The organism is Streptomyces sp. NPDC048590, from assembly GCF_043199535.1.
Classification (GTDB): Bacteria; Actinomycetota; Actinomycetes; order Streptomycetales; family Streptomycetaceae; genus Streptomyces.
In genome coordinates this window covers 104,371-130,210 of record NZ_JBICWC010000015.1, presented here as the reverse complement: position 1 = coordinate 130,210, position 25,840 = coordinate 104,371, and the positions used below count along the sequence as shown (strand labels likewise).

The following is a 25,840-nucleotide window of genomic DNA, read 5'->3' as shown; positions in this document are numbered from 1 at the left end:
CGGAGAGCCTGTCGGCTCTTATGTTGGGCCTGACGGCCCAACTCCCGCCTGACGGCGGGAGACTGGCGTGGCGTCATGCCTGACGGCATGACGGGGGTTGAGCGGGGGCTGACTTCCTGACGGAAGTCAGAGGGTGAGAAGGGGTTGGGCCTGACGGCCCAACGTGAGCTGTCGTCAGCTCCGGCCTGGCGGCCGGAGGGTGGTGGTGTGTCATGCCTGACGGCATGACGGGTTGGCGGGGGCTTCCCGTCCCTGTCGGGACAGGGTGTTTCTGGGGCGCCTGTCGGCGCCTTGATGTCGTATGGATTTGTTGGGCAGTCATTTGATTTGGTGTCCTCCCCCGGCGGGGAAGTGGGCTGGGCACTGCTCGACGCGGGGTGGGGCTGTGATCCTCGCCCTGTTCATGGGTGGGGCCTGAAAGTGCGGGGTGAGGTTTCCATCGGGCTTCGGTTGAGTAACGAACCAAGGGCGCCTATCAGATTCCGGCTCGTAGCTGGGTGATGCCTGTGACAAGGAGACTGATCGATGCCGACGTGGTTGATCATCGCGGAGGAGAGCGTCACTGCCGATGGGGCCTCACCACAGCGCCGCATCGAGATCATCCGGACCGTGATCGGCGGCAAGAGCCGGGAGGAAGCTCTCACGGAGCTGTACAAGGCGGCCAAGAACCACGTGCCTGACTCCCTGAAGGGAACATCACGCGTGGTGGGGCGGGACGGCGACGGTTCCTTCTGGGTGCTACCGAAGAACGGTAAGGGCCACACGTCTTGCAATATCCGTCTCATCGAACAGATCTAGCCCTGCTGAGCTGGGTGATCTGATGGTTCGACACGGCGAGGCAGGCTCCTCGCCATGTGCTCATGGCGATCACCCAGGTGGCAGCACCTGACGGTGCTGCCGTCTGCTAGCCGAGGAACTGCAAAGACTGCCAGGGACGGCCGGCTTCAGAACGGGCCGAGGATGCGCGCCAGTGGGTGACGGACGGCTGTCAGTGGGGCTCGCCATACTGTTCGGATGGTGTCCACACAGGACGGGCCCGGACAGCGTCGCCGGGGCGGGCAGGCACGCAAACATGTGCGGGACGGTGTTGCGCGGCCGCCGCGGCTCGGCCAGTCTCTAGCCGAGCGGCTCCCTGCCGTGGCCCAAGACTGGGACACGGCCGGTAACGGTGGAATCGGTGCCGGCCAGGTCGCGTGGCGTAGCAGCATGCTGGCAGCGTGGCGCTGCCATCGCTGTGGTCATCGTGGAGAGAACACAGTTGCTGGACGTGTTCAGATCTTCTTGAAACGCGGTCCGGCGTTCGGATGCCGTCGCTGCTCCATCCAGCGGCGGGACGCTCCAGGGCTTGGCATGTCTCTGGAAGAGGCACGGCCTGGCTTGGCCGCGGAGTTCCATGCCGAACTGAATGCTCCGTTGGCGGCTTCAGAACTGACCCATGGATCGCAGCGCAAGGTGTACTGGCACTGTGTGTCCAACCCAGATCACCCGCCCTACCTGCAAAGTGTGAGCAATCGCCGCAAGAGCGGCTGTCCTGCATGCGCGAACAGGGTGGTCACTGCGGCTAACAACCTTCTGGCCGTAGCTCCGCAGATTGCGGCACAGTGGCACCCGAGCAAGAACGGCTCGTTGACCGCGGATGCGGTCGTTGCCGGCTCCAACCGGCGGGTGTGGTGGAGGTGTGCTCGGGGCCATGAATGGCAGGCCTACATCAGCACGCGGGTGTCGCAGCGAACGAGGTGCGGTCTTTGTTCCCGCAGTCAGCAGTCTGGTGCCGAGGTCGCTCTCTTCGCCGAGCTGCATGAGTTGCTGGCTCCGCTCCTGGGCGATCGTGCGGTACGTCGGCATGTCAGGCCGGAGGGCGTGGCCATGAGGTTCGCGCGGTGCGACATCCTGATCACCGGTCTCGAGCCGTGCGTGGTCGTGGAGTATGACGGGGCGTACTGGCATCGCGGTCGTTCGGGGCCGGATCGGAGCAAGGCCCTTGCTGTGCGGGGTGCCGGGCATCGCATGGTGCGGGTGCGTGAGGCGCCGTTGAAGGCGTTGCACCCGGACGATGTGGTCATCAGCGGCAGCGCGGACGCTCATGCGGCTGCCGCAGCGGTCCTGGGGCGCATGGTGGAGCGGGGGTGGCTGTCAGCCCGCGTGGCGTCGGCGGCGCAGGAGTACGTCGCCGCGGGGCGGTCCCTGGGCGCAGAGCTGTGTGCTGTTCTGCTCGAGGACGTTGATCACCGGGATCTGGGGGCCGATTCTCTGGCGGTCACCCATCCCGGCCTGGCAGATGAGTGGGACGTCGAGGCCAATGGGACGCTGACACCTCGGCACGTGGGCGTGACCACCTCTGCTGTCTGTTGGTGGATCTGTCCTTCGGGCGACCGCTACCCTTGCGCGCCCCGTGAGCGTGTCGCAGGGCGTGGGTGCTCGGTCTGCAGCGGGAAGCGGGTCAACGCCCGCACCAGCCTGGCTGCTCTCCGTCCCGACCTGGCGGCGGAGTACGTGCCCCAGGAGGGGCGCAGCGCCGATGACATCGGGGTGGGGTCCCATCGGCGGGTACTTTGGCGCTGCGGAACCTGTTCCTACGAGTGGCAGGCCATCCTGCGTAGCCGCACCCGTGTCGGAGCGGGGTGCCCTGCGTGCGCGGGCAAGGTCGCCACGGCAAGCGCGAACCTGGCCGTGGTGTATCCGGCGGTCGCTGCGATCTGGCACCCGGTGTTGAACGGCGATCTGCGCCCCAAGGACGTGCGGCCGAAGTCGAACAAGGCCGTGTGGTGGCTGTGCCCTGACTGTGAGAAGCCCTATCAGGGAAAGGTCGTGGACCGGGTGGTGGCCCGGCATTCTTGCTGTGCTGCTTGCGCGCGCCTTCGGTCCTGGAACGCTCGCAGAGCATAGGGCTTGTCCGCGGACGCGCCTATGAACCGGCTGCAGGCGAGTGCACCGGGACTCGGCGTCTCTCTGCTGGCAGGAGTGGTCTGCATCGGCTTCGTGCGGGGGCATGTGCGTCTGAGAGGGGCTGACTGGGCCTGTGTCCGGTCAGCACCAGGTGCCGCTGGATGCCGGTGCAAGCGTCTGTGCTCAGGGGGCAGGGCGGCAAGCCGCAAGGGGCTTGGGATCTATGCCGGTCGCCGAAGCTCGAGACCGGGGCGTAGCGGCTGCTGTGAAGCTCGAGGCTGGTCGTCGTGCTGCGGAGGCGTAAGAATCGGCCAAGTTTGAGCGGGTGACCGTGAATTCAGTGAGACAGGGTGAGACACCGCGGGACACCTGCGGACAACCACGGACACGCACGGGCGGTAGGAAGGCGTGGCCGAAGCATGTGCGGCCAGAGGCGCCCGCTGTTTCACAGGAGCCAGAGTGCGCCACACTCCCCCGTATGCCGAGCTTTCAGAACAGGAAGGCGATTGGTGACGCCCACGAACAACGCGTCACCCAGGAACTCATCCGACGCGGCTGGCACGTCAGCCCCTGGGGGCAGGGCATCCTGGGCGAGCCCGTACGGTACGCCCTGCACCGCACCAGCAGCTCCCTGCGCTGGACGCCTGACCTCATCGCCGCACAGGGACGACAGGTCGTCCTGATCGACTGCAAGAGCCGTATGACCAGCCAGACCAGCCGGCGTCACGTCGTCGAACGGGCCGCCGTCACCGCCCACCTCCAGCTCGTCGCCTGGACCCAGCTCCCCCTCTACTACATCTTCGACAACCTTGACCTCCTCACCCCGTATGACGCCCTCGGCTACGGGCAGGAAGGCCCACGGACCACTGCCGGCTCCGGGACGCCCTACCTCCTCGTCCCCGCCGACCAGTCCATGCCGTTCGAGGACGTCTTCGGCCGGCCCGGCGGACTCCTGGCTGCCTGATAAGGCGCAGGGGCCGCGGACCCTCGCGCTGTCTGCTGCTGCCTGAGATTGCCGTACCTCTCTGCAACGGCGTCCTGATAGTGCGGCACCTCGGGGCGTTGTGGTGACCACCTCTGCATCGGCTGGTTGGTCAGTACCGTTGAGTACAGAGGCTGACAGTCCCAGCATGAGTTGGGCTCACTCTTGGTCGGCGGATGTTGGCTTCTGCACCTGTACCGGGACTCCTCTGGAAGCCGGACTCCTCCGGGAAAGAGACAGCGCCGAGTGGGTCCTGGTTCCCGAATCGCCTTGGCGATGCGGCGGCAGGATAGGGATGGGCCAGCCGAGAACCTCATACATGACCTCGGCGGAGTTCAGCGGTGATCATGATCTGTCACTTTGCGGCACTATCTGCCACAGCGCCAGGGCCATAGTGCCGGGCCGACAGCATCGGTTTCATGGACTTGGTAGATCTCGTGGCTGTCGCCACCGCTTCCCTCACGCTTCCCATCACGTTCCTGGCCGCCTGGTGGGCCAGACGCAGCGGCAGGCAATCGGCGGACGCCACCGTCATTTCGGGTGTGAACCAGGCCCATGGCTCCGTGGCTGCGGCCCGTGTCCAGACGCGTGGAGAACTCGAACTGCGGCAGCAGGCCGCATTGACGGACGCGTCTGCCGCTTTCCTGCAGGCTTCTGACGCGCTCGCGCGCACCGTTGAGCAGTTGCCGGATGTCGTTCCTGAGGAGCGTCCCGTTCAGCTCGCCGCGCACGGTATGGCGTTGGAGACGGCCCTCAGCCCGTTGGAGCTCCTGGCACAGCCGAAGCTCCTGCGTCATGCAGAAGCGCTGCGGAAGTACTGCCGGACCCTGGAAGACCTTGCGCTGGACAGGGCAGTGCTCCGTTCGGCTGTGCGGGCTCTGGAGGCCGGCTGGTGCCCTCTCAATACGGAAATCTGCGATAACGATCATCACAGCGCGGCGTTCGTCGCCTGGCAGTTCCTCATGGAATGGCCCGACCGGGAAGACGAGGAACGGTGGACAGACCGCGGCCTGCTGGAGTACTGCCTTCAGGAGAGCCACTGCATGACCGAGAGTGAGATTGCCGGTGTTCTTGCAGTCGTCGACCGTGTGCCGGCTGCCTGGGCCCGGATGCTCGGCGGCATCGTCCGCGATCCGCTCCTGGAGCGATTCACTGCCCTGCGCGCGCCCTTCATCGAAGCCGCCCGCTCTGCCCAGCCTCTGGTGCCGCCGTCTGAACCTGATGGGTCGAGAGCATGGCCGAGTGCTGCTGTCGGTGTGGCAACACCCCCTGCGGGGATCGGCGGCTCCTGAGCTCGGGGACCTGGTGTTTGCTCATCGCATTGGTTCTCAAAGATCCCTGCGGCTTTCCCAGTGGAGCGAGCACCAGGCGCGACACCTGGGACTCCTTGGCAGATTCCCTTGCCAGTCTTCGATCTGAAGACGTGGGGGCGCTGTGGCACCTTTGATTTGGGGCGAGCATCGAGGGATGCCCGATCAAGCACTGCTCGTCGCCCGCGACATGATCCGCAAAACGGCCACCAACATGGCCGCCTGGTGTCGCCCTCGCAGCAGACGCCATCGTGGAGAGCACAGAATGCTCCTGCGACGCCGGGAGACGCCCCCTACTGACCAACACGATCCGGCCGGTCCGTTCAGGCCCTGCCGCGTTCGCATCGGCCTGAGCTCTGTCTGGGGTCATGGATGTCGTGAGCTTGGCCGAGACGGGCGTGTGAGGCCTGCAGTCCAGACAGGGCACTAACGGCCCGGTCGCCACCAAGACGTGCAGCGGCGTCCGGCCCGTCGGGCTCAACCGGCTCTGGCCTGTGTTCAGCCGTGGTCGATCTCCGGTACCCCTGCTTGGGTGAGCATGGAGAAGAGGTCGGAGATGGGGCCACTGCGGTCGTTGTGGTCGGTGGTGAAGATCAACCGATGGGCGGCTCTGGACAGCCCTACGAAGAAGGTCGATGTCCCCTCTCTGCGGTCTCTCCCGTACGCCCACCACTGCTCCTGGTGGATACCAAGGAACGCCACGGTGTGGTACTCGAGTCCCTTGCTCCGGTGAGCGGTAAGCAGCACGACGGCATCGGCACTCTCGAACTCGTCAAATACGTCTCGCCAGTCGGTGTGTGCGTCGATCACAGCTGCGAGGCGTTCTTCGAAGGCCTCGGCGACAAGGTCGAGGTTCTCACCGTTCGGCATCGACCTCGCGTAGTGGCGCACGGCATCGGCGTCGACGAGGCTCAGGGTCTGCCTGAGGACGTCAGCGGCGTGTGTTGTCGATGGAGGATTCGATCTCAGCCAAGAACGCAGCTGAGTAGTCGCCTGTGTGAGGGCTTCACCGACACGGTACTGCGCGGCCTCGTCGTCGGCCGCTCCGTGAACGCGTTCCAAAGTGCCCGTCACGTCCCGCCAGATTGTGGCCAGGCCGTGCGGTTGGTCGGCCAGTCGCAGGAGCCCCAGGAGCAGGCGGGCTGTCTCGCTCTTCAGGAGGTCCTGCAAGGTCATCGTGCCCACTCGTGCGTCGTCGTTGCGCACACGGATGCCGTGGGTGCCTAGGTGCATCCGGAATGACGGCTCGAATTCTTTGATCTTCTGCCTTGCGATGAGCGCGAAATCCGACGGTTGGCGGTTTGAGTCGGCGATGTCGCGAGCGATCCAGTCGGCGAGGAAGGCGGCCTCTCGAGCCTGGCTGGAGAACGTCCACAGTGCGGCGGGGTCATGCGCGTCTTCTGCGGTCGCCTTCGACGTCGCGCGTGGGGCATTCGGGTCGAGCTTGGTGGCGATGATGTGCTGGAGTTCGACCAGTGCGTCGCTGGAGCGGAAGTTCCAGGTCAGGGTGTGCCGGGTGGCGCCGAAAGCTTCGGTGAAGCGGGCGGCGGCTTCCGGCAGGGCGCCGGCCCAGCCCATGATGCGCTGGTTGCTGTCCCCGACCGCGGTCACCGTGGTCTCCTCCCCGAACACGGCCTGTAGGAAGGAGAACTGGGCGCTGGTCGTGTCCTGGAGCTCGTCGACGAAGACGAATGGGTAGGTCATTCTCAGGGCGCGCCTGAGTTTCGGCACAGCACGGACGAGGAGCTCGGCGAGCCGGTTGAGCATGACGAAGTCCAGCTGGGCTGGTCCTGGCCGCAGGTAGCGGGCTTGCCACCACTGTCGGGCGGCGTAGGAAATAGCGTCTGCCTGGCTGTCGGGCGGCAGTGTCTCTGGCAGGTCGTAGCGGCCGAGGACGTCGGCGGCGAAGCGGCCGGGCTGGATGGCGGCGACCGGCCATCGCAGCGCTGCGGGGGCGGCTGCGGCGATGCTGTTGAGGAAGTCCTGGATCTCGCGTGGCTTTGCGTAGCTGATGTCGTATCCGTCGGTCATGCGCCAGTCCTGGGGCAGGGCAGGGGCGAACCGGTCTACCAGTCCCTTGGTGAACGCGTCGAAGGTCATCGAGTCGAACCGGTCGGCATGTTCTGGGACACGGGCGGCTACTCGCCGGGCCAGGTTGGCTGCGGCGTCTCGTTTGAAGGAGATGGCCAGAAGACGTCGGGGGGAGGGGCAGGTTGCCGTCTGCAGCAGGTATGTGGCGCGCTGGGCGAGGAACTCGGTCTTGCCCGCGCCTGGACCGGCGACGACGGCAACGCTTCCGGTGTCTCGCAGGGCGGCCCAGGCGGCCGGCTCCAGGTCCTCGATGCCTGACGGCCTCCATGCTTCGACCGCAATCGGGGCGGATACACCGCGTGCCTGGGTGGCGTGAACGGGGGCGCTCACAGGAAGACCTGCTGCCGGACGTGCTCCACGAGGGCCTTGAGGAAGTCAGGAGTATCGCGCTTCAGGTCGTCGTCGCTGATGCGGCTGAGCGCGCTCATGTGGGTGCTGGGCTTCGAGTTCGTCAGGAAGAGGTACAGGTACCATCCCAGCCATTCAGGCCGCCCTTCAGCTGCCCAGTACTCGGGCCTCGTCCCGTCCTTCCCCAGCACCGTGAGGACGGGATTCTCAGCTTTTGGTCCACGCTGGTTGCCTTCGAGGTGAGTGTAGGCATTCTCGAAGGCCCGCAGCATGGCGTAGTCGAGATCGAGTGGCTCCGCGAAGAAGATCCCGAATCTGCGCAGGTGCAGGATGATCGGCGTGATGTCCTCAAGTCTGAGGTCGTCGCTGATGTCGCCGATCTTGGCGTAGCCCTCAAGCTCTTTCAGGGGGTCGAGACCGTTTTCGATGAGGCGTCTGCAGGCGTCTCGTAGCCGGGCTGGTCCCGATCCGCCTTTGCCGTAGTCCAGGTCAAGGAGCGTGGCATGCGGGATGTCGAGGTCGCTGAGTAGCTTCCACATGTGGTTGGTATGGCGGCCGCCGAGCGGCACCATCGCCACGAACGAGGGGTCCAGCTGTGTGCCGAGGGCACGCGCGATCCGGGGGATGGCCAGTTCTTCGGAGTCGCCCTCCCCGAGGACTGCGAACCTTGAGAAGTACAGCTCCGGATGAGCCCGCACCGCCTCGCGCACGTACTTTCCGGCATCGCTGCTGTCGGGGGGAAGGCTGATGTGGCGGACTCGCGTCGTCGCGGTGGCGGTCTCCACTCGGAAGTACCGCACGTCTTCGGGTTCGATGCGGGTCATGACGCTGGCGGAGTGGCTGGAGAGGATTGCCTGTGTTGCGGTGCTCTGCGTCAGGTCTTGAAGCTGGCCGACGATTCGGGACAGGAAGTAGGGCGAGAGGCTGTTCTCCGGCTCCTCGACCGCGATAAGTGTCAGATTGGGCAGGTGGGCGGCGTCCAGGCCGAAGGCATCCTTGTGTTCGCCGGCGCATACGGCGGCCTCGACGTCGAGCGTCGCCGCCACCAGCGCCAGGTGGAGCAGTGATCGCTGGCCGTCGCTGAGCATATGAGCTGATCGCGGGCGGCCCTGGGGGTCGGGCTCGAAAACCAGCTGGGAGTCGCGGACCAGCTCGTTGAAGTCGTTGTCGAGGAGCCGCAGCTTGGGGTCGGAGTGGATTCCGGCGTCATACAGTTCTTGCCATCGCCTGGCCAGGGCGCCTTCGACTGCTTGGACGACGGGTTCATCACCGAACGTCCCGGCGACCTTGTCCGCGCTGTCGGTGACAAGAGTGCGTAGCGCGGGCGACCATTGTGCGGCTCGCCAGAGCCGGCCGCGGAGGAAGGACGTGACCTGGCGTACGCCATCGCGGGACGCCGGGATGTAGATCATCTGGATTCGGCTGCGCTCCTTGGCGGTGAGCGGCACCTGCTCTTCCTCGCCGTACTCCTCGTCCAGGGTGCTGATGACGAGGCGCTTTTCCTCGATGGCGCCTTCAGCTGTGCCGTCATCCGCCCATTCGGCGTGCAGGACTATCCGTACCTTCAGGTCCCCGCTCTCCGTCGCGGCCATACGACGGAAGAACTCCGGCACCGATCGCGGCGTTTCGTCCTGGTGACCGTTGTCGGGAGCGGTCGCAGCGGGGCCCTCTCCCGTATTGTCGGCTCCCCCGGTGTGGGCGCCGGTGTCGGCCTCAAGTTCCGGGAACGCAAGCACTGCTTCGACGGTCAGCGTCCGGACCGGAGGCGCCGCGGTTTCGTCGGCCGGCACATGGAAGTCCTCCGCGCGCACGGTGCGTTCCTGCCTGGAGATCCCGAACAGTCTGAGCAGGGCCTCGCAGGTTGCTGTCTTGCCTGAGCCGTTGGCTCCGACGAATGCAGTCATCCGCGGATCCAGGGTGATGGACGTGCGCTCCGGCCCGAAGCACTGGAAGTTCTCCAGCACCAGCTTCTCGATGAACATCGGCTACTTTCCGCTGAAACGATGATTTGAACGGTGCTACCGCCCGACGAACGTATCGGGTAGAAGGGGTCTATTGAGGTGTTCGGCCAAAGCGGGGCAGGCGGCTGCGGGGGCGCGTCACGTCCCGGACCTCGAAGAGGTCAAGTGGCCTGGCACTAGGGAGCGCAGCCTGGAGGGGCTCTGGCTTCGGCGGGGCGCTCCTTGGCAGCAGAGCCGCGTGGTGAGTGACGACGTCGAGGTACGACTTGGACGCGCTGGGCCGTTTGGTCGGCTAGCCTCTCAGGCTTTTGGCATCTGGGCGGAGGTGATCCCCATGTCTGTGAGTGCCTGTCGGCGGTCGGGGGCTAGCCGGTCCCATCGGCGTCGGATGTTGCTGAGCCACTGTCCGAGACGTACGGCTGCGGAGTGAAGTTGTTCGATGTGTCGCTGGGGCACGTCGACATGTCCTTCCCGGGCGTGGAACTGTGCGAGCGCTTCGAGGCCTTGCTGGAAGTTGTGTTCTCGGGTCCCAGGGCTGCGGCCCGGGCGCGAAGCGAGGTCTGCCCCTATGTTCAGGCGAGCCAACAGGCCTAGCTGCTGCGGGTTTCCGGGTGGGTGGGTGCGCTGGGTGTGCAGCCACTCCCCCAGGCGTTCGCTGTTGTCCGTGTGGAAGTGGCGTGGGATGGCGGCGAGTGTGTGGCCGGCTTGTGCGTGGTGGCGTGCTACGTGGTACATGCGCTGCCATGTCAGCGGCCAGGGTGGGTTCCAGTGTGGGTCGAGTTCTTCCAGAGCTTTGGTGCGGGCGGGTGTGAGCTGGTCGGCTCGTTTGCGTTGGGTGGCGAGCCAACGGCCGAGGGTGAACCCGGTTTCGGGATCATGGTGGTCGACGGGGGCTGCGAGGTGTCCGTGGATGGTGGCGTAGGCGGCTGCGTGGGTGAGGCCGCGGTCCCAGGCTTGCTGGCGGAGGTTCCAGATGATGCCGAGTTGTTCGAGGGCGTTGGTGCGAGTGGCGTCGAGGGCGTTTTGGTTGTGGAGGTGGCGTTGCCAGGTGAGCCAGCGCCCTAGGGCATAGCCGGCGGGGTCCTCGTATGTCTGAGGGATGTCGAGGTGGTGGTGGGTGCGGTGATAGCGGCGGGCTGAAGCCAGGCCGCGGCGCCACTCAGCGCTCTTTGGTTTTAGGACGCGCAGAGTGAGGGCGAGGGCGACTTCATCGGCGTTTGTGGGGCGTTCGAAGTGGAGCCAGGTGCCGGGTTCGCCGGTGTGGGTGGGGCGGTGGGTGCGAGGGTCGGCGAGGCGTGCTTCGAGCCGGGTGTCGTGGGCGCGGAGAGCTTGGATGGTGCGCCACAGGGGGGTGTAGGCGTCGGCGCTGAGGAGGTCGTCTGGGTTTTCGTCGGGGGTGAGGTAGACGGGGACGATGAGGGTGGCTTTTTTGCTGGCGCCGGGGGTTTGGCGTAGGGCGCGGCCGACGGCTTGGACGGTGTCTACGGGGCTGTTCTTGGGGTCGGCGAAGACGACGGCGTCGATGGCGGGGACGTCGATGCCTTCGCCGAGGACGCGGGCGTTGGCGAGGACGGCAGGTTGTTCGGGGTGGGTGCGGGTGGCGAAGTCGAGGAGGATGCGTCGGCGCGTTCGGGGTGGGTGGGTGCCGCTGATCCACTGCGTCCACAGGCTGTCGGGCTGCAGGTTGGTGGGGAGGGTGGCTGCGGTGTCGGGGAGGGTGGTGGCGAAGGCTCGGGCGTCGGCGACGCGGTGGTGGAAGGTCAGGACGCGGCGTAGCTGGTGGTCGTGGATGGCGCGGAGGACGGCGACTTGGTGTCCGGCGAGGCGTAGGCCGTCGGCGCCTGCGCCGGGGCTGGTGGCGAGCCAGTCGCGCAGGTCGGTGTCCTGGATGACGGGGACGAGGATCTGGTAGTCGGCGAGGAGGCCGAGGTCGATGGCGTCGGAGAGGGTGAGGCGCCAGGCGACGGGGCCGAAAAGGGTTTCGTCGTCCATGGAGGCGACGGGGGTGTCGGTGTGGTCGGTGCCGGGGTCCCAGATGCGGGGAGTGGCGGTGAGGTAGAGGCGGCGGGTGGCGGGGACCTGGTCGTCGTGGTGGATTCCGGCCCAGGCTTTGCCGAGGCGGCCTGCGGTGCGGTGGGCTTCGTCGACGACGACGAGGTCCCAGGGCGGCAGGTGGTGGTCTCGGTGGGCGGCGACGACGGCGGGCAGGGAGGCGTAGGTGGCGTAGACGGTGAGCGGTCCGGGGCCCACCTGCTCGGTGAGGGCGGCGAGTTCGGCGGGGTTGGTGGTGAGGGGGACGCCGGCGCCGAGGGGGTGGTGGTCGAGGGCCTGGCGGGCCGAGCAGACGGCGATGGCGGGGCCTTTGCGGCCGGCCTGGCGCCAGGAGCGGATGGTCTGGGAGAGCAGGTCCAGGGTGGGCAGGAGGACCAGGACGCGGCCGCGGGGCGCGATGCGGGCGGCGGTGCGCGCGGCGATGAGGGTTTTCCCGGTGCCGCAGGCGGCGATGAGGCTGGCGCGTGGATGGGTGCGCAGGGTGCGGGTGGCGGCCGCGACGGCGTCCTTCTGGTGCGGGCGCAGCTGGAGTTCGGCGGTGGCCATGGGGTGGTGGCTTTCGGTTGTGGCGGGGCGCAGTGGGGGCATTGTGGCACCCGCGCCGGCGGCTGTTCGGCGGCTTCGGTCAGCTGGGTGTGGATGGAGATGGGCGGTTCGGCTCGTGATGTTCGCCGTCGGAGGCGGTCCGTTTCTTGTAGGTCATGGACGGGTGGGGAGGGCGTTCACAGGTCGTCACGCCAGGAGTTGTCGTGTCGTAGCGTCAGCGTTCCGGTGGCTTCTTGGGCGAGCCGGTTCCCGGCGGTGAGGAGGTCGGCCACCGGGCGTCGCAGAGGGGCGGGCAGCCAGGAGACGCGTCGTTCGGCTGTCAGTGGTTCTATGCGTTTCGGGGCCGGTCCTTGGAGGTTTTTGCTCAGCAGGAGCCGGTAGAGGCCGTGGGCGGGTCGGATCGGCGGGAGTTGTGCTGTGCTGGCTGACACGTTGGCTCTTTGGGGGATGGTCAGGCCGTCGTCGTCGAGGTCGCCGTAGTAGGCGATGTCCGTGACGTTTTCCAGGTGTGCGATGCGGGTGATGGATGCCTCGAAGGCGTGGCCGCCGCCGAACGCGATGTGGCCCACTTGTCCGCATTTGTCGGCCAGGAGTGTGCTGAGGGTTTCGTAGGTGTCGCTGTTCTCGATGACCAGGACGGTGCCTCCGTCGCCGACGCGGTTGTAGGCCAGGGGTGGCGGGATCCGCTGGGCGAACAGGGTGGCCAGGGTGAGGCGGCCGGGTGCGAAGAGCGTGCTGGAGGTCAGTGCGTCCAGGCGCTTTTCGTCGCCGAAGATCTCCAGTGAGCGTTCCCGCATGGGGACGATGGTCCGCTGTCGGTCGTTCCCGTCGGTGTCGCGCAGCCACCGGTTGATGGTTTTGAGGGTTTCGGTCTGCGACGTGGTCAGTGTGGCGGTGTTCGCCCAGGAGAGCTCGCGGCGCCACAGGATGGGTGCCGTTGTGCGTGGGGGTCTGGTCTCGGTCGTCTTGGGCAGGCGGAACCAGCGTGGCAGTGGCGGCTGGGTGGTGTCCCATCCGTCGCGGCTGCGGGGCAGTTGGATGAGCTGGTGGTCGGCGAGTTCGTCGAGCAGGGCGGACAGGACGGGGCGGCCTTGTGTGGTGCCGGCTGTGCCGGGGCATGCCTGGCCGAAGGCTGTGAGGATCGTGGCTTGTTCGACCCGGTGGTGGGTGGTTGTGTTGAGGGTCGCGGCCAGGCGGGCCGCGGACGAGGACAGAGGTTGTCGCTCGGCGTCGTTGTCGCCTTGGCTGTCGTTCATCGGCCTGGGGCCGTCTCGTTGGAGGGGCTGTCTGCCGGGGGGTGCTCGGCGAGGTCGGGCGGGGTGTGGGCGTCGCGTGGTTTGACCAGCAGCCGTGCTGCGGAGAGCCGGCCGGTGACGTCGTCCTCGTCCGGTGGCGTGGGGCGGGCCACGCGGTCGGTGACGTGCAGGTGTCGTGTCCCGGTGCGTTGATCGGCGTCGTTGCGCAGGCGGATGCATAGCGGGAACGTGGCCAGCACGCGGTCCTCCATGTTTCCTGTGGTGTAGATGAGTTGGACGCCGAGGGCTGCGGCCATGTTCATCTGCAGAGTCAGCAGGTAGTCGGCGTTCGCCTTGCCGATGGGGTTGTCCAGGATCAGCATGCCGCCGAGGCGGGTGGTGCTGCGGGTGCCGGTCCGGGTGCTGCTGCGGAGTGCTGCGAGGGTGCAGTACAGCATGATCGCGCCGGTGAGTTCCTGGCCTCCGGAGAACACTTTGCTCATGTCGCTGATGGAGGCGTAGTCGGCGCGGCCGGCGGCGTCGGGCTTGAGGATTTCGACCTTGAAGTCGCGTGGGACCGCGGCCCCGACACAGCGCAGGACGAGGTCACGGCCGGGCAGGCGGGGCTGGGTGCGGGCGGTCTCGTCCAGGGTCTCGGCGATGCGTACGGCCAGGACCTGGGCTTCGGGCTTGCTGAAGCCGATCTTGAGGATCTTCTGTCTGGCCCAGCCTCCGGCGCCTTCGGGCAGGCAGGAGAGCCGTTCGGCCCTTTCCAGCAGGCCCAGTGCGTGGCTGGTGCGGTGCTTGAGCTGGTCGATGAGCAGGCTGCGGTGGCGTTCGGAGCTCTCCAGGTCGGTGGTCAGGCTGGCGGCCCGGCCGGTCAGTTCGACCGCCCACTGCCTGGCGCGTTCGACGAGTGAGGCTTTGTCGATGCCGGTGAGCTGGTGGTAGATCGGCGCCTTGAGGGAGCCGAAGCGGTTCTGGTTGGCCGTGTCACGGAATTCCAGGATCGCCTCGTCCAGGTCCTGGTTCGCGTCGCGCAGCTGGTCCACGGCGTCGCTGTGCGTCTTGGTCGCCTCATCGGCTGCCTGTTGCGCCTCGTCGGCGCTCTTGGCGAACGGTGCGGCGCCGGAGGGGAGGTCCAGTCTGCGGACGGCGGACGCCAGGCCGCGGTGGACGGCAGTCATGTCGCGTGCCGCGGCTTCGGTCTTGCGGAGCTCGCGCTCGGTGGCGCGTTCGGCGTTGAGGGCATCGTGGAGTTGGGTCTCGGTGTGCTTCAGTGCGGCGCCGGCCTGTTCGGTGAGGCGGGTGCCTTCGGCGGGGTTCGCCGGGGTCCATTCGGCATCGAGACTGGTCCAGGGCAGGCCGCCGGGTCGGCTGGCGGTCTGTGTTTCTGCGTGGAGTTGGCCGCTGCGCTCACTGAGCGAGTGGTGTTCGCCTTCGAGTGTCTTGATCGTGCGGGCCAGGCGTCGTTTCGTGGCCTTGAGGGTTTCGGTGCTGCCGGCCTGGGCGGAGGCGGCCAGCGCCTGGGCGAGGGTCACGGTGTCGGCCGGTTGGTCGCGGAGTTCGCCGTCACGGTCGGATGCTTCTTTCTGTGCCTGCTCGACGCGCCGCAGCAGGTCCTCGCCGACCTCCACGGCGTCCAGGCCCGCCACCGCTTCCTCATAGGCGATCTCCAGTGCGGCCAGGTCCGGTTCGCCCGTGGGAGGGTTCAGGGGCTGGTTCCCGTAGGCGACCTTGTCCATCCGGGCGGTGTACGAGGCGGCATCGCGGCGCAGCGACTCGGCCTGCACGGCGTATTCGGTGACCTGGCCTCGCAGGCGGGAGGCGGTGTCGCGGTGGCCTTGGGCCGTTGCTCGATGCTCTTCGGCCCGGTTGCGGAGTTCGCTGATCTCGGCGCGGTGGGTGTCGGCCTCGGCGGCGTCCTGGGCGAGCCGGCCGAAGGCGTCGCGGGTCCGGGCCGCGTTGAGTGCGGCGTGTTCGGCGTCCGACACTGCGGTGTTGTGCTCGTCGAGGGTCTCCAGGGCCAGGTTGTATGCGTTGCGGGCGGCTTCCAGCGCGGCCCGGGCCTCGCGTGCTGCGTTGTCCAGGGCCTGCGCCGCCGAGTGGGTCTGCTCGGCGTTTCCCGGCGGGTGGTGGTGCAGCCAGGTGTCGAGCCGGCCTTCCAGGTGGAAGGCCGCCGTCTGGCGCGCGGAGAGGTCTTCCAGGGGCCGGCGGCGGCCGGCAATGCGGGTTTCGGCCTGTTCCCGCAGTACGGCGGCGGCGTCGCAGTCGTGCAGGGCGGGGGTCGGCTCGACGACGAAGCCGCTGTTCGGTGGGGCCGGCTCTGCGTGGAGCAGTTCGGGGGTGGAGACGAGTACGGCTGCTGCCGGCAGCAGCGGGTTCTGCGTCAGTACGGCCTGTGCTTTGCGCAGGGTTTCCTGGTCGGTCACCACGATGCCGTCGACCAGTGCGGGGTGGGCCTGGATGGCTGCGGCGTGCAGGCGCGGGTTCACCAGCTGTTCCAGAGCCCTCCAGCCGGCCATGGCGTCGACGCCGTGGCCGGCCAGCAGTTCAAGGAGGTCCTCGACTGCCTGGCGCGGCGGCATGAGGGCGTCGTCCTCGACGGTGAGAGCGGCGATCAGTCGCTGGTCCGCCCGGTCGTCGGCTTTCAAGACGTCCAGCTGCTCCCCTGCCGATGCCTGGACCGAGGCAGCCAGGTGACGCAGCGGGGAGGCGTTGTGCTCCAGCCACAGGACAGGGTCGCCGCCGGGCACGTCCTCGCCGTCATCGAGTTCGGCGAGTTCCCGCAGCAGTGTGTGGGAGGTGAGTTCGTCTGCGGCACTGTGGGTATCCGTGATCGCCTGAGCTGCGGCCTCGGCCGCAGCTCGGGCGGTCACCTCGGGTTCGATCAGCTGGTTCGCCCGCTTCTGCAGCCGACGGGCGTCCTGCTCGAGCTGCTGGTGGGCGGCGCGCTCTTGCGTCACCTTGGTGTCGAGGCGGTCTGCCTCGGCCTCATGGCGGGCGTCGGCTTCCGCAACGGACTCGTTCTCCTCGAGGAGCCCGCTCTGCCGTGCCTGCTCGAGGCGACGGTCCACTTTGTTGACCTGTTGGGCGAGCAGCTCGGCCCGGGCGGCGTGCGAGGAGGCCCATCGTTCGTTCTTGACGGCATGGCCCTCGGCCTCGTCCACTTTCGCCGTTGTTGAGGCGCTGGTGTGTTCGAGGTCGTCGGCCTCCGTCGCGCACCGCTGCGCCCTGCCACGCAGGCTGCCGGCGAACCGGGCCCCGGCCTGGTCCCGGTTGAGCCTGGCGGCGCCCGCGGCCAGTTGCGCGTCGTCCAGCAGTTCGCTGGCCACACGGTACTTCTCGTGTGCGGCGGCGGCTTTCAGCACCGTGGGGACCAGCGTGCAGGCGGCGAGCTCGTCGCGTTCGGCGTCGAGCTGTTCTTGAACCTGTGCGGCTTGGGCGCGTGCGGCATCGCGGCGCAGGACCAGGGTGCTGCGTCGTACTTCCTTGTGGAGCAGGTCGGCATGGTCACGGTCGTGTTGTCGTTCTTCGGTGCGCTCCCGGGCGGTCTGGTGGCCCGCGCGGTGTTCCCGCACGGTGTCTTCCGAGCGGTGGACGAATTCGCGGATTTCAGCGGCGAGTTGGCCCAGGGTGGTCGCGGCGTTGCGGGCGGCGGTGAATGCTGCCGTGTGCGCGTCCTTGCGTCGGGCCAGCTGTTCGGCGGCGGCCCCGGTGGCTGTGGAGAAGTCGCGGTCCAACAGCAGTTGCTCGCGTCGTCCGATGTTCTTGGCGTAGGCGCCGAATGCGTCACCCAGCTCGGTGAAGTCATCGGCGTCCATCGCCTTGCTCAGCATCCATTCCGCGAATTGCCGGCCGGTGGTGGTCTTGAACGCCTCGGCCGCGTCTCCCTCGTCCACGTTCATCGCCTGCTGAACGGCGAACAGGTCCGGTTCCAGGCCGAGCCGGCGCAGGTGCTTCTCCCACTCCCCCTGCCGTTTCTCGATCTCCACGTGCAGCGTTTTGTCATCGGCGTCCAGCCGCTTGAGCACGTCGTGGAATGCGTTCATCCGCAGCCGTCTGCGGTCCTCGGCAAACGGCAGTGTGTCCAGGGTCGTTGCTGTGTTGGGTTGCAGCGAGTAGAACATCCGGTCGAGTTTGTCGTCGGCGGTCGGGGCCAGTACCTGCCCGGTCACCAGGGTTTCGCCGGTGCGGACGTTGACCCATTCCAGGGCCAGGTGGGAGGGGGCCGCTGCGGACACCACGTAGGCGCGCAGCGCTTCACGTCCTTTGCGGGACTGTCGTTCGGGCAGGACCGTGGACAGCAGCATCCGGATGAACACGGATTTCCCGCCGCCGTTCTCCAGGACCAGCAGTGTCGCGGGGGCGGGACGGCGGAAGAGCTGTCCGGCCGAGGGGATCAGGGTGTGGGCCGGGATCGGCGGGCCGCCGTCGGACAGATCGAGCGGAACGTCGTCGTACCGGGCCCCCGCCGGGCCGATGTTGTACAGGCGGACGCGGTTGAGTTCGTACATCGCTGGGTCAGGCTCCTGGCTCGGCTGCGGGCGGGGAGGCGGGTGCTGCGGCGTCGGTCGTGTCCGCGGATGCGGCGTGCGGGCTGTGGAACGAGGGCTCGCCGTCGAGCCCGACGGTGATCCCGAGTTCGGCCAGCTGGCCGAGCATCTGCTGGCCGGCCAGTTCCCGTACCTGGATCTGGTAGCGGGCGGTGGTGGTGTAGGTGCCGGCGTTCTCCTTGCCTGCGCGCCGCAGCATCCCGTTGTCCGCGAGGTACTCGGCCACCCGCTTGATGATCGCGTGCCTGCTCTTGGAGTGGGCTCGGTCGTCCCCGGTGGAGGCCACGGGGTTTCGTCGCTGGTAGTAGCGCCACAGGTGGACGAGGTCCGGGTGGTCGACCGGTACTCCGTCGTCGGTGTCGGCCTCGGCGGCCTGGCGTTCCAGTTCCTTGGCGGCCTGCTCGACCATCGTGTCGATGTGGCGGACGGTGACGCGGCCGACGTGGGATTCGTCGTCCAGGTCCTCGGGGCGGTAGTAGGCGAGCGCGGCGATGGCCAGGTGGGCCAGTGCCGCGATCGGCCGGTCGGCGGGCTTGCTGATGTGGTCGGTGACGCTGACCGCGAACTGTGTTTCGGCGGTCGCCCCGAGCACCAGTCCGGCCCGTGGGTCGACGGCGATCACGGTCAGGTCGAAGCCGCGTGCGGCGGCGTGCAGTTGCTGCACGAACTGCGGATCGGTGCGGCAGCGGCCGATCAGGGCGGCGTACTCGGCGTTGCGCCGGGGGGTCAGGCCGGATTGGAAGCCGAAGGCGAGCAGTCTGGTGACGGCGGCCGTGTCGTCGATGGTGTTCACGCCGCGCCCTCCTCGAGGTCGGTGCCGGTGGTCGGGGCGGTGGCGGCGGGGCCCTGGACCACCAGCAGGTCGTGGCCGGCGAACAGGGTGTCGTCCAGTTCGCGGTCGTCGGCCAGCGCCGCCAGTACCGTGCAGCGGTCGGGGGCGTAGCGCGGCGCGCCGAACAGGCCCAGCACGTGCAGGGCGAGCAGGTGGTCGAGGTCTGGCTGCCCGGCCGTCGCGGCGCGGCGGCGTGCCGTGTGCAGGAGTTCGGACAGGCGCACCCCGTCGGTGTCGGCCTGTTCCAGCAGTGCTTCGACGGCTGTGTACTGCTCGTCGCAGAAGACGGTGGTGTCGTGCGTGTCGCCGAATTCCGGCTCGATGATCAGGCCGTCGTCGCCGTCGGGTTCGGCCAGCGGCGTCATGAGGCTGGTGATCAGGTCCGGGAGGTAGAGGGTCGCGGGGCGGGGCGGCGGTGTCGCCGCCGTCGCGAACCGGTCCAGCAGCGGGTACGCCTGCCGCACCGGCAGTTGCAGGGCAGGTGCGAGCAGCTGGCGTTCGAGGTTGACGTGGGTCCGGCTGGGGGGCGGCACGAAGCTCTGGCGTTCTTGTTCCGCGCGGAACCGTTCGCCGATTTCCTGCAGGTTCGCCTGCAGTGAGGCGTGCCGACGCAGGCATTCCTCGAGGATCGAGATCAGCTCGGCGGCCTGGGCCGGGGTGGTGTCCTCGGTGCTGTTCTCCATCATTCGCACGAGGTTGTCCTTGATGGTGTTCTCTGCGTTGATGCGGTCCTCGATGTGCTCGAGCGCTTCGGTCTGCATGCCCTCGACGTCACGGACCCAGTCCACGGAGCGGATGTCGCGGCGCATTCCCTCCAGGCGGGTGCGGATGTGCTCGGTGTACTGCACGGTGCGGCGCAGCGCCATCTCCGCGGCGCGGTGGGCGTCGGTGAGCCGTCCGCGTCGCACCAAGGCTTCCAGCTTGGCGTCGGCGGCGACCTGTTCGGAGGCGATGTCGAGGTCCACCGCTCCGACGAGGACGGCGATCGCTTCGTTGGAGGCGCGCAGCCGTGGCCGTCCGTCGGGGCCCGGGACTTCGCGCAGCAGTTTGAAGGAGAAGCGGTGCGAGATGTAGGTGCCGCCGGGGGCGATGCCGTAGTCGTGGCTGAAGTCTCGGTCGACGGTGCCGACGTTCAGCAGGCTGTCGAGGACCCAGCGGGCCACAGCGGTGTGTTCGTCGCGGTCGTGCTGCGGCATCTGCAGCCCTGCGACGCGTGCCATGGCGGCCACGATGTCCTCGTGGCGTGCGCCGTCGTCGAAGTCCATCTTCAGGGTGACGGTGTCGATGGCGGTGAGTGCCAGTTCTTCCATCTGGTAGCCGGTCCACTCGCGCGAGGCGAGCAGTGGTTTGCGGCGTTCCAGGTCGAGGACCGGGTCGGCGACCGCGAGTGCCTTCACACGGGTTGCCAGTCCCAGTGTGTCGCGGCCGTGAGGTCCCGCTTCAGACATCCAATTCCCTTCCCGCCCCATGAACTGCCGTCACGCGATCAAGATGAGGGTGGCCTCTCAGGAGGCCTGCGGGCCAGGGGGCCTTGCGCCGTTCCCACGCCACCCGCCCCGCTGGCGCCGCTACTGCGCCAGGGTCTGCAGGCCGCTGGCCAGATCCGCCTGCACCAGGTCGTCGCGCTCGGCCGGAGTCAGCCAGCGGGCACTGGACCCGGCTGTGGTCCGTTCCACCCACAGCACCTCGTCGACGGCCTCGGCGACGGCGTGCAGATGGCTGATCACCATGACGAGGCGGTCGCTGCCGGCCCGCGCGCGCAGCACCTCCAGAGCCGCGTCCAGTGCGGCCGCATCGAGTGCTGCGAATCCTTCGTCGAGGAACAGGGAGCCCAGGTTCGATCCACTGCGGGAGTGCAGTTCGGCCAAGGCCAGCGCCAGAGCGAGCGAGGCCTGGAACTTTTCCCCGCCGGACAGCCGGTTCGGCGGGTGGACGACCCCTGAGGTTCGGCTAATGATCTCGAAGCTGTCGGCGAAGCCAAATCGTCCGTCGGACATCTGGCCGAGCAGCTCACTGGCGACGTCGCGCAGCGCGCGGGTGCGCAGCACCGTGAGGTGGCCCAGAAATTTGGCGTCGACCAGTTCGCGGCGCAGCACGTCCAGCGCCTGGGAGCGGGCGCGGCCGGCGGTGATGGCGAAGTCCAGGTCGGCGGCCGGCTTGATCATGTCCTGTGCGCTGTGTTGCTTCTGACGTTGCTCCTTGGCCTCCGATTCCGCCTGCGTCGCGGCCTTGACGAGGGGGTGCAGGGCGTCTGCGGCCACCAGGGCGGCGGCGGGGTCGAACCCTTCGACGTCGACGAGCTGGGCCGTCTGGTCACGCAAACTCTCCGTCGCAGCCACTGCGCGCTGGGCAGCGGCGTCAACTTGCGCGGCGAGCAGGGTGTGCAACTCCTCGGTGGCCGTGGACAGTTCGGCGGCGAACTGGCGGAGAGCAGCAATATCCGACGCGGCAGGGGTTTGGGGCGCGGCGCGCGCGGCGGCAGCCTCGAGATGTGTGACCGCGTCGGTGACGGCTTGTGCCCAGGCATCCAGATAGCCGCGCAGTTCGCTCAGCGGGCGCTCCACACGGGTGCGGGCTTCCTCGTCGAGGCCGCGCTGCTGGCCGAGCACGGCAGACTGTTTCCGCCGTGCCGTTTCCCGCTGGTCGAGCAGGCCCTGGAGTGCGGCCTGTCGGGCGGCCACGGCGGCGAGTGCGGCGGACACCGCGTCCGCGGTCACATCGATCGCATCTTCGGGCAGCGTGGCCCGTGCCTGCGGGGGCAGCGCGGCCACGGCGCGGGTGGTCTTGTCCGCGGCGCGGGTGTGTGCGGCAAGAGCGGCCTGGTGGTGGGCGGTGGCGCGTTGGTGGGAGTTCTTGCGTTCTGCGAGCGTCGCGCGGTCCGTTTCGATCTGGGACCTGCGCCGGTGCACATCGGCCTGTAGCTGCTCGGCATGAGCCTCGGCTGCCTGTTCACATGCTGTGATCGCGTCGGTGACCGGTGCGGCGTCCCGCTCGAGGGAGTCCTCTCCGTGGTCGGCTCCGTGGGCGACGGTGGTGATGGCGGTCAGTGTCGCCGACGCCGACGCGTCATCGAAGCCGTAATCGGCGGCCGTGATCGCGAGGTCGCCGAAGGCTCGCTCCGCTTTGGCCGAAGCTTCGCGCACTGCCTGCTGCGCCTCGCGGTGGCCCGTCTCCCGGTCGCTGACGGCTGTTTCGGCCGCCGTCAGGCTGGCGCGGGCCTGGGCAAGCTGGGCGGTGGCGGTCCTCTCAGCGCTGTTCGCCTCGGTGAGTTGGATTCCTGCCTCGGTCAGCTCGGCGGCGTCGGCCCCGGATACCGGCTCGAAGCCGTCCGGGAGTTGCCGGCAGCAGACGGGACAGTCGTCACCTTCGTGCAGCTCGGCGGCGAGCGCGGCGGCCTGGTCGCGTTGTTGCAACATGTGCACGTGCACCCGGGCGGCGTCAAGCTTCTGTTCTGCTGCGGCGTGTGCCTCTTCCATGACGCCACAGCCGTCTTGAGCAGCTTGGTACCGGCTCGTCGCGTCAGCCTGCTCACGGACGGCGTTGGCGACGCGACCGACCGATGCGAGGGCCGCGGTCAGCTCGGTGCGGGCGACGGCGGCCTTCTGGCGCACGTCCTTATCCGCTTGTGTGGCGGCACGCGCCTGCTGCACCAACAGGTCCACCTGCGCGGCGCGTTCAGTGAGCTCCGTGTCGGAACGGGCCATGACCTCGCCTTCACCGGCGAGCTGTTCTCTCTGCTGGGCAAGCCGGTCGCGTTCGCCTCGGAGTTCTTCGGCGTCCGCCGCGAGGGCTTCAAGAACCACCACGGCTTTGCTGAGGGCGTCTTGACCTTCCCCCTCCGCGTCCGCCCGCTCGATCGCGTCTTTTAGGCTGCGCTCCTGCTCTGCGGCCTGGGCGGCCTCAAGGGTCAGAACCTCGCCCCGCGCGGTGATGTCGGCGGCGACCGGTTCGAGCGCCTCGAGAGCGGCGCCCGCGTCGGCCACGGCACGCTCGGAGAGCGTGCGCGCGGCAGCCGTGGCACCCTCGGTTGCCGCCTGGGCCGTGGCTGCTTCCTTCTGCAGCTGGGCGATGCGGTCGATGGCCTCCTTAAGGCGTTCGGCGCGGACTTCAGCCTGTCCAGCGGCCGCACCGGCTTCTTCGGCGGCCTGCTCGGGGTCGTCCGGCATGGACGAGCGCTTGGCCTCAGCGCGCGCCAGCAGGCCGTTGAGGGACTCACGCTGGCGGGCCGCCGTCCGCTGGATGGACTCCAGCGACTCCGCCCCGAACAGTTCGCGCAGCAGTCTGCCGCGTTCTTTGGGGGCCGCGACGAGGAGCTGGTCGAACTTGCCCTGCGGGAGCAGTCCCACGCGCAGGAACGTCTCGTAGCTCATCTGCAGCACCGCTTTGAGGCGGTCGTCGACGTGACCGGCGTTGTCTATCTCCTCGCCGGTGTCGAGGTTCCTCAGGTGGTGACGGCCGGCGTTCGCGTTGGTGGCATGCATGGTGCGGTGGACGTGCCAGCGCTGTCCCTCGTGCAGGAACGTGAGGTCGACGCTCATGGCCTTTGCTCCGTCGGCGATGAGCTGCCCCGGACTGCTGGCGTTCCAGGAACTCTTACGGAACAGGGCATAGGTGATGCCGTCGAGCAGGCTGCTCTTGCCAGCCCCGGTGTCGCCGAGGACGCCGATCAGGCCCCGGCCGGTGAAGTCGAGGGTGACTTCGCCGGGGTAGCTGCGGAATCCGTTGAGGGTGAGCGTCAGGGGTTTCATCGCGTCGTCTCCGCTGCGGTGGTGTCAGTGCCGGACAACAGGCCTGAGCGGTCGAGGCCGTCGAGGGGGCGGCTCTCAAGGGCCGCGGCCAGCAGATTCTCCTCGCAGCACGGTGCTGGGTCGTCCAGGTCGGGTTCGGCCTGCAGATGCGCGAGGGCGGTCATGGCGTGGTCCAGGGCCAGGCCGGTGGTTCCTCGGCCGGGCAGGTAGTCGCGCAGCAGCTCTTCGATGCCGGGCAGTTCGGTGGATGCCTCACGCTGCTCTGGCACGCTCCCGGTGGCCCCGGCACGGCGCTCGTCGACGGCGACGAGTGTCGCCCGCGGCAGCAGCTTGGCGAGGGTGTCCGGCAGGAACGGGTCGGGGACCTCGACGTCCACCACCGCCTTCACCCAGGCGTCGTGGATGCGGCCGGCGCGCTGGGCGATTTCTTCCAGGGTGCCCTCCAGGCGGACCAGGCGGCGCCCGGAGGCCAGGGGCACGGGTTCGATGCAGGGCGTGCCGGTCGGGCCGACCTCGGCCAGGACCACGCTCTTGGTGTCGCCGCTCTCGCCGAAGTCCATCTGCAGGGGGCTGCCGGCGTAGTGGGCTGGGTATCCGGCGCGCTGGACACGTTGTGGCTTGTGGATGTGGCCGAGCGCGCCGTAGGCGACGTCGGGCAGGTCGGCGGCGGCCGTCGCGTAGTCGTCGGCGATGGAGATCTTGCGTTCCGAGTAGGAGGGGATGGCTCCCTCGACGAACAGGTGGGCGGCGAAGACCAGAACGTCGCGGGCGCCGCGTCCTGCGGCGAGCCGCCGGTAGACGTCGGCCTGGACAGCGCGCAACCGTTCGGCGTAGGCCGCGGTCGTCAGCGCGGGGTCGGTGAAGTCGTAGGCGAACCGGTTGGGGTGCAGGTAGGGCAGTGCGCCGATGCGCAGTGTCAGCTCCCCGTCCCGGGTCGGATAGTCGGCGACCAGGAGGCCTTCGGGGCGGGCGTCGGTGGCGAAGCGGACCCGGGCTTGTTCGCCTGTGTCGTTGTCCGTGCCGTTCAGGATGAATTCGAGGAAGGCCAGGACGTTGCGGGTGTCGTGGTTGCCGGCGACGACGACCACGGGGGCGATCTCGCCGAGGCGGCGCAGCGCCTGTGCGGCGCGGCGCAGGTCGTCCAGGCCGGGCCGCGAGGCGTCGAAGAGGTCGCCGCTGTGCACGATGAGGTCGGGGGCGAAATCGTCGGCGATGTCGATGATTTCGTCCAGGACGGCGTCTACTTCGGTGTCGCGTCGGTGGCGGCCGAGCTGGCGGCCCAGGTGCCAGTCGGAGGTGTGGAAGATGCGTCCCGTCACGGGTGCCTCCAGGAGGGCCGGGATTCGATGGCGCCGACTGTACACGCATTCACAGGAAGAAGTCTGGAAACTCTGGAAGTCTGGTAACGTCTAAGTCATGAGTGATCCTCTGGACGCCCTGGAGCACAGCATCAGCACCCTGCGCCGCGCGATCCGCGACGCCTCCGCCGCAGGCGACAGCGAGCGCGCCGGCGAGCTGCGGGCGCAGCTACGCCGCGCCGAGCGCGCCTGGGACGCCCTGATCGACACCGGCGAGCCGGCCCCCGCACCGCCGCCCCGCACCGTGCCGGACACGCCGCCGGCTGCCTTCGGCTCGCAGCTTCCGGCACGCGAGCACGTTCACCGTGCGCTGATGCTGCTCGGTACTCCGGCCGCTCCCAAGCTGATCGTGGGGGTGCATGAGGCGTTCTTTCCCGGCGAGCTGTCCGCGTCCAAGCTGTCCAGTCTGCGCCGGGACGAGGTGCGGTCCTATCAGTCCAGCCCTGGGGCCCGGCCCTACTATCTCTGCTCGGCACTGGCCCACGACCTGCTGACTCCGGTGCGGGCGCTACTCACCATCAGTACCTGGCCGCTGGAACAGCGCATCATCGGCCCGTTGTCCCCTCGCGTCGACTTCCTCACCGGAGCCATCCGCATCGCGGAGGCTGTCCACGCCGCCGAGGCGTCAGCCGGGGGCGAGCCCAGTCCTGCGGCCCTGCGCCTGCTGTGGCGTTTTGCCGCGAACATCCCCGAGGCGATGCCCTCGATCACCCCGGGGCGGGAGAGTGTGCTGGATACGCAGCAGGTGATCGACGCCGCCCGGGCCGAGCTGGCCGTGCACCTCGATGCCGACCACGCGGTCCGCTCCGAAGCCTCACGACGGGCCCGCGCGTTGGACGAAGCCCAACAACTGTTCGGTGCACCCCCGCAGAACGTGACGCCTCTGCGGGCCCGGGCCTGACCCCCGTCCCCTCCCCCGCAAGGATCTCCATCAC

The 25,840-nt window shown here is 68.3% G+C and carries 14 protein-coding genes and 1 pseudogene; 6 read left to right on the top strand and 9 right to left on the bottom strand.

Annotated elements, in window-relative coordinates; translation table 11 throughout:
- Positions 1-525: 525 nt before the first annotated feature.
- From ACGFNN_RS32870 to ACGFNN_RS32850, 5 genes and pseudogenes are all read left to right on the top strand, one after another.
- On the top strand, positions 526-798 hold the full coding sequence (locus ACGFNN_RS32870) for a hypothetical protein (RefSeq protein WP_393561438.1): 273 nt from the start codon (positions 526-528) through the stop codon (positions 796-798).
- Between the two features lie 216 nt (positions 799-1,014).
- Positions 1,015-1,305: pseudogene (locus tag ACGFNN_RS32865) on the top strand (zinc-ribbon domain-containing protein); the annotation flags it as partial.
- A 45-nt stretch (positions 1,306-1,350) separates the two neighbouring features.
- On the top strand, positions 1,351-2,886 hold the full coding sequence (locus ACGFNN_RS32860) for a zinc-ribbon domain-containing protein (RefSeq protein ID WP_393561452.1): 1,536 nt from the start codon (positions 1,351-1,353) through the stop codon (positions 2,884-2,886).
- Between the two features lie 478 nt (positions 2,887-3,364).
- Positions 3,365-3,850: a hypothetical protein gene (locus tag ACGFNN_RS32855; RefSeq protein ID WP_393561437.1), complete on the top strand. Its 486-nt coding sequence runs from the start codon at positions 3,365-3,367 to the stop codon at positions 3,848-3,850.
- 437 nt (positions 3,851-4,287) lie between these two features.
- Entirely contained in the window at positions 4,288-5,160 is an 873-nt protein-coding gene (locus ACGFNN_RS32850) for a hypothetical protein (RefSeq protein WP_393561435.1), read from the top strand.
- Between the two features lie 516 nt (positions 5,161-5,676).
- Here the strand turns inward: ACGFNN_RS32850 and ACGFNN_RS32845 are convergent.
- The 9 genes from ACGFNN_RS32845 to ACGFNN_RS32805 form a co-directional block, all read right to left on the bottom strand.
- Positions 5,677-7,599, bottom strand: a complete 1,923-nt coding sequence (locus ACGFNN_RS32845) for a UvrD-helicase domain-containing protein (RefSeq protein WP_393561433.1) — start codon at positions 7,597-7,599, stop codon at positions 5,677-5,679.
- The gene (locus tag ACGFNN_RS32840) at positions 7,596-9,599 is read right to left on the bottom strand and encodes an ATP-dependent endonuclease (RefSeq protein WP_393561432.1); all 2,004 of its coding nucleotides are present in this window, start codon (positions 9,597-9,599) and stop codon (positions 7,596-7,598) included. The genes ACGFNN_RS32845 and ACGFNN_RS32840 overlap by 4 nt, the downstream gene beginning before the upstream one ends.
- A gap of 279 nt (positions 9,600-9,878) precedes the next feature.
- Positions 9,879-12,176, bottom strand: a complete 2,298-nt coding sequence (locus ACGFNN_RS32835) for a Helicase associated domain protein (RefSeq protein WP_393561430.1) — start codon at positions 12,174-12,176, stop codon at positions 9,879-9,881.
- Between the two features lie 176 nt (positions 12,177-12,352).
- A complete protein-coding gene (locus tag ACGFNN_RS32830; RefSeq protein ID WP_393561429.1) occupies positions 12,353-13,432 on the bottom strand; it encodes a Wadjet anti-phage system protein JetD domain-containing protein in 1,080 nt (359 codons plus the stop codon).
- Positions 13,429-17,928 (bottom strand): hypothetical protein, encoded by a 4,500-nt coding sequence (locus ACGFNN_RS32825; RefSeq protein WP_393561427.1) that lies wholly within the window; start codon positions 17,926-17,928, stop codon positions 13,429-13,431. The genes ACGFNN_RS32830 and ACGFNN_RS32825 overlap by 4 nt, the downstream gene beginning before the upstream one ends.
- 7 nt (positions 17,929-17,935) lie before the next feature.
- On the bottom strand, positions 17,936-18,760 hold the full coding sequence (locus ACGFNN_RS32820) for a hypothetical protein (protein WP_393561426.1): 825 nt from the start codon (positions 18,758-18,760) through the stop codon (positions 17,936-17,938).
- Positions 18,757-20,247 carry a hypothetical protein gene (locus ACGFNN_RS32815; RefSeq protein ID WP_393561424.1) on the bottom strand — a complete coding sequence of 497 codons (1,491 nt, stop codon included), beginning with the start codon at positions 20,245-20,247 and terminating at the stop codon, positions 18,757-18,759. The genes ACGFNN_RS32820 and ACGFNN_RS32815 overlap by 4 nt, the downstream gene beginning before the upstream one ends.
- 120 nt (positions 20,248-20,367) lie before the next feature.
- Positions 20,368-23,547: an AAA family ATPase gene (locus ACGFNN_RS32810; RefSeq protein WP_393561423.1), complete on the bottom strand. Its 3,180-nt coding sequence runs from the start codon at positions 23,545-23,547 to the stop codon at positions 20,368-20,370.
- Positions 23,544-24,866: an exonuclease SbcCD subunit D gene (locus tag ACGFNN_RS32805; RefSeq protein ID WP_393561421.1), complete on the bottom strand. Its 1,323-nt coding sequence runs from the start codon at positions 24,864-24,866 to the stop codon at positions 23,544-23,546. Before ACGFNN_RS32805 ends, ACGFNN_RS32810 begins: the two co-directional genes overlap by 4 nt.
- A gap of 97 nt (positions 24,867-24,963) precedes the next feature.
- On the opposite strand from ACGFNN_RS32805, the gene ACGFNN_RS32800 reads away from it, so the two are divergent.
- Positions 24,964-25,806, top strand: a complete 843-nt coding sequence (locus ACGFNN_RS32800) for a hypothetical protein (protein ID WP_393561419.1) — start codon at positions 24,964-24,966, stop codon at positions 25,804-25,806.
- Positions 25,807-25,840: the final 34 nt, after the last annotated feature.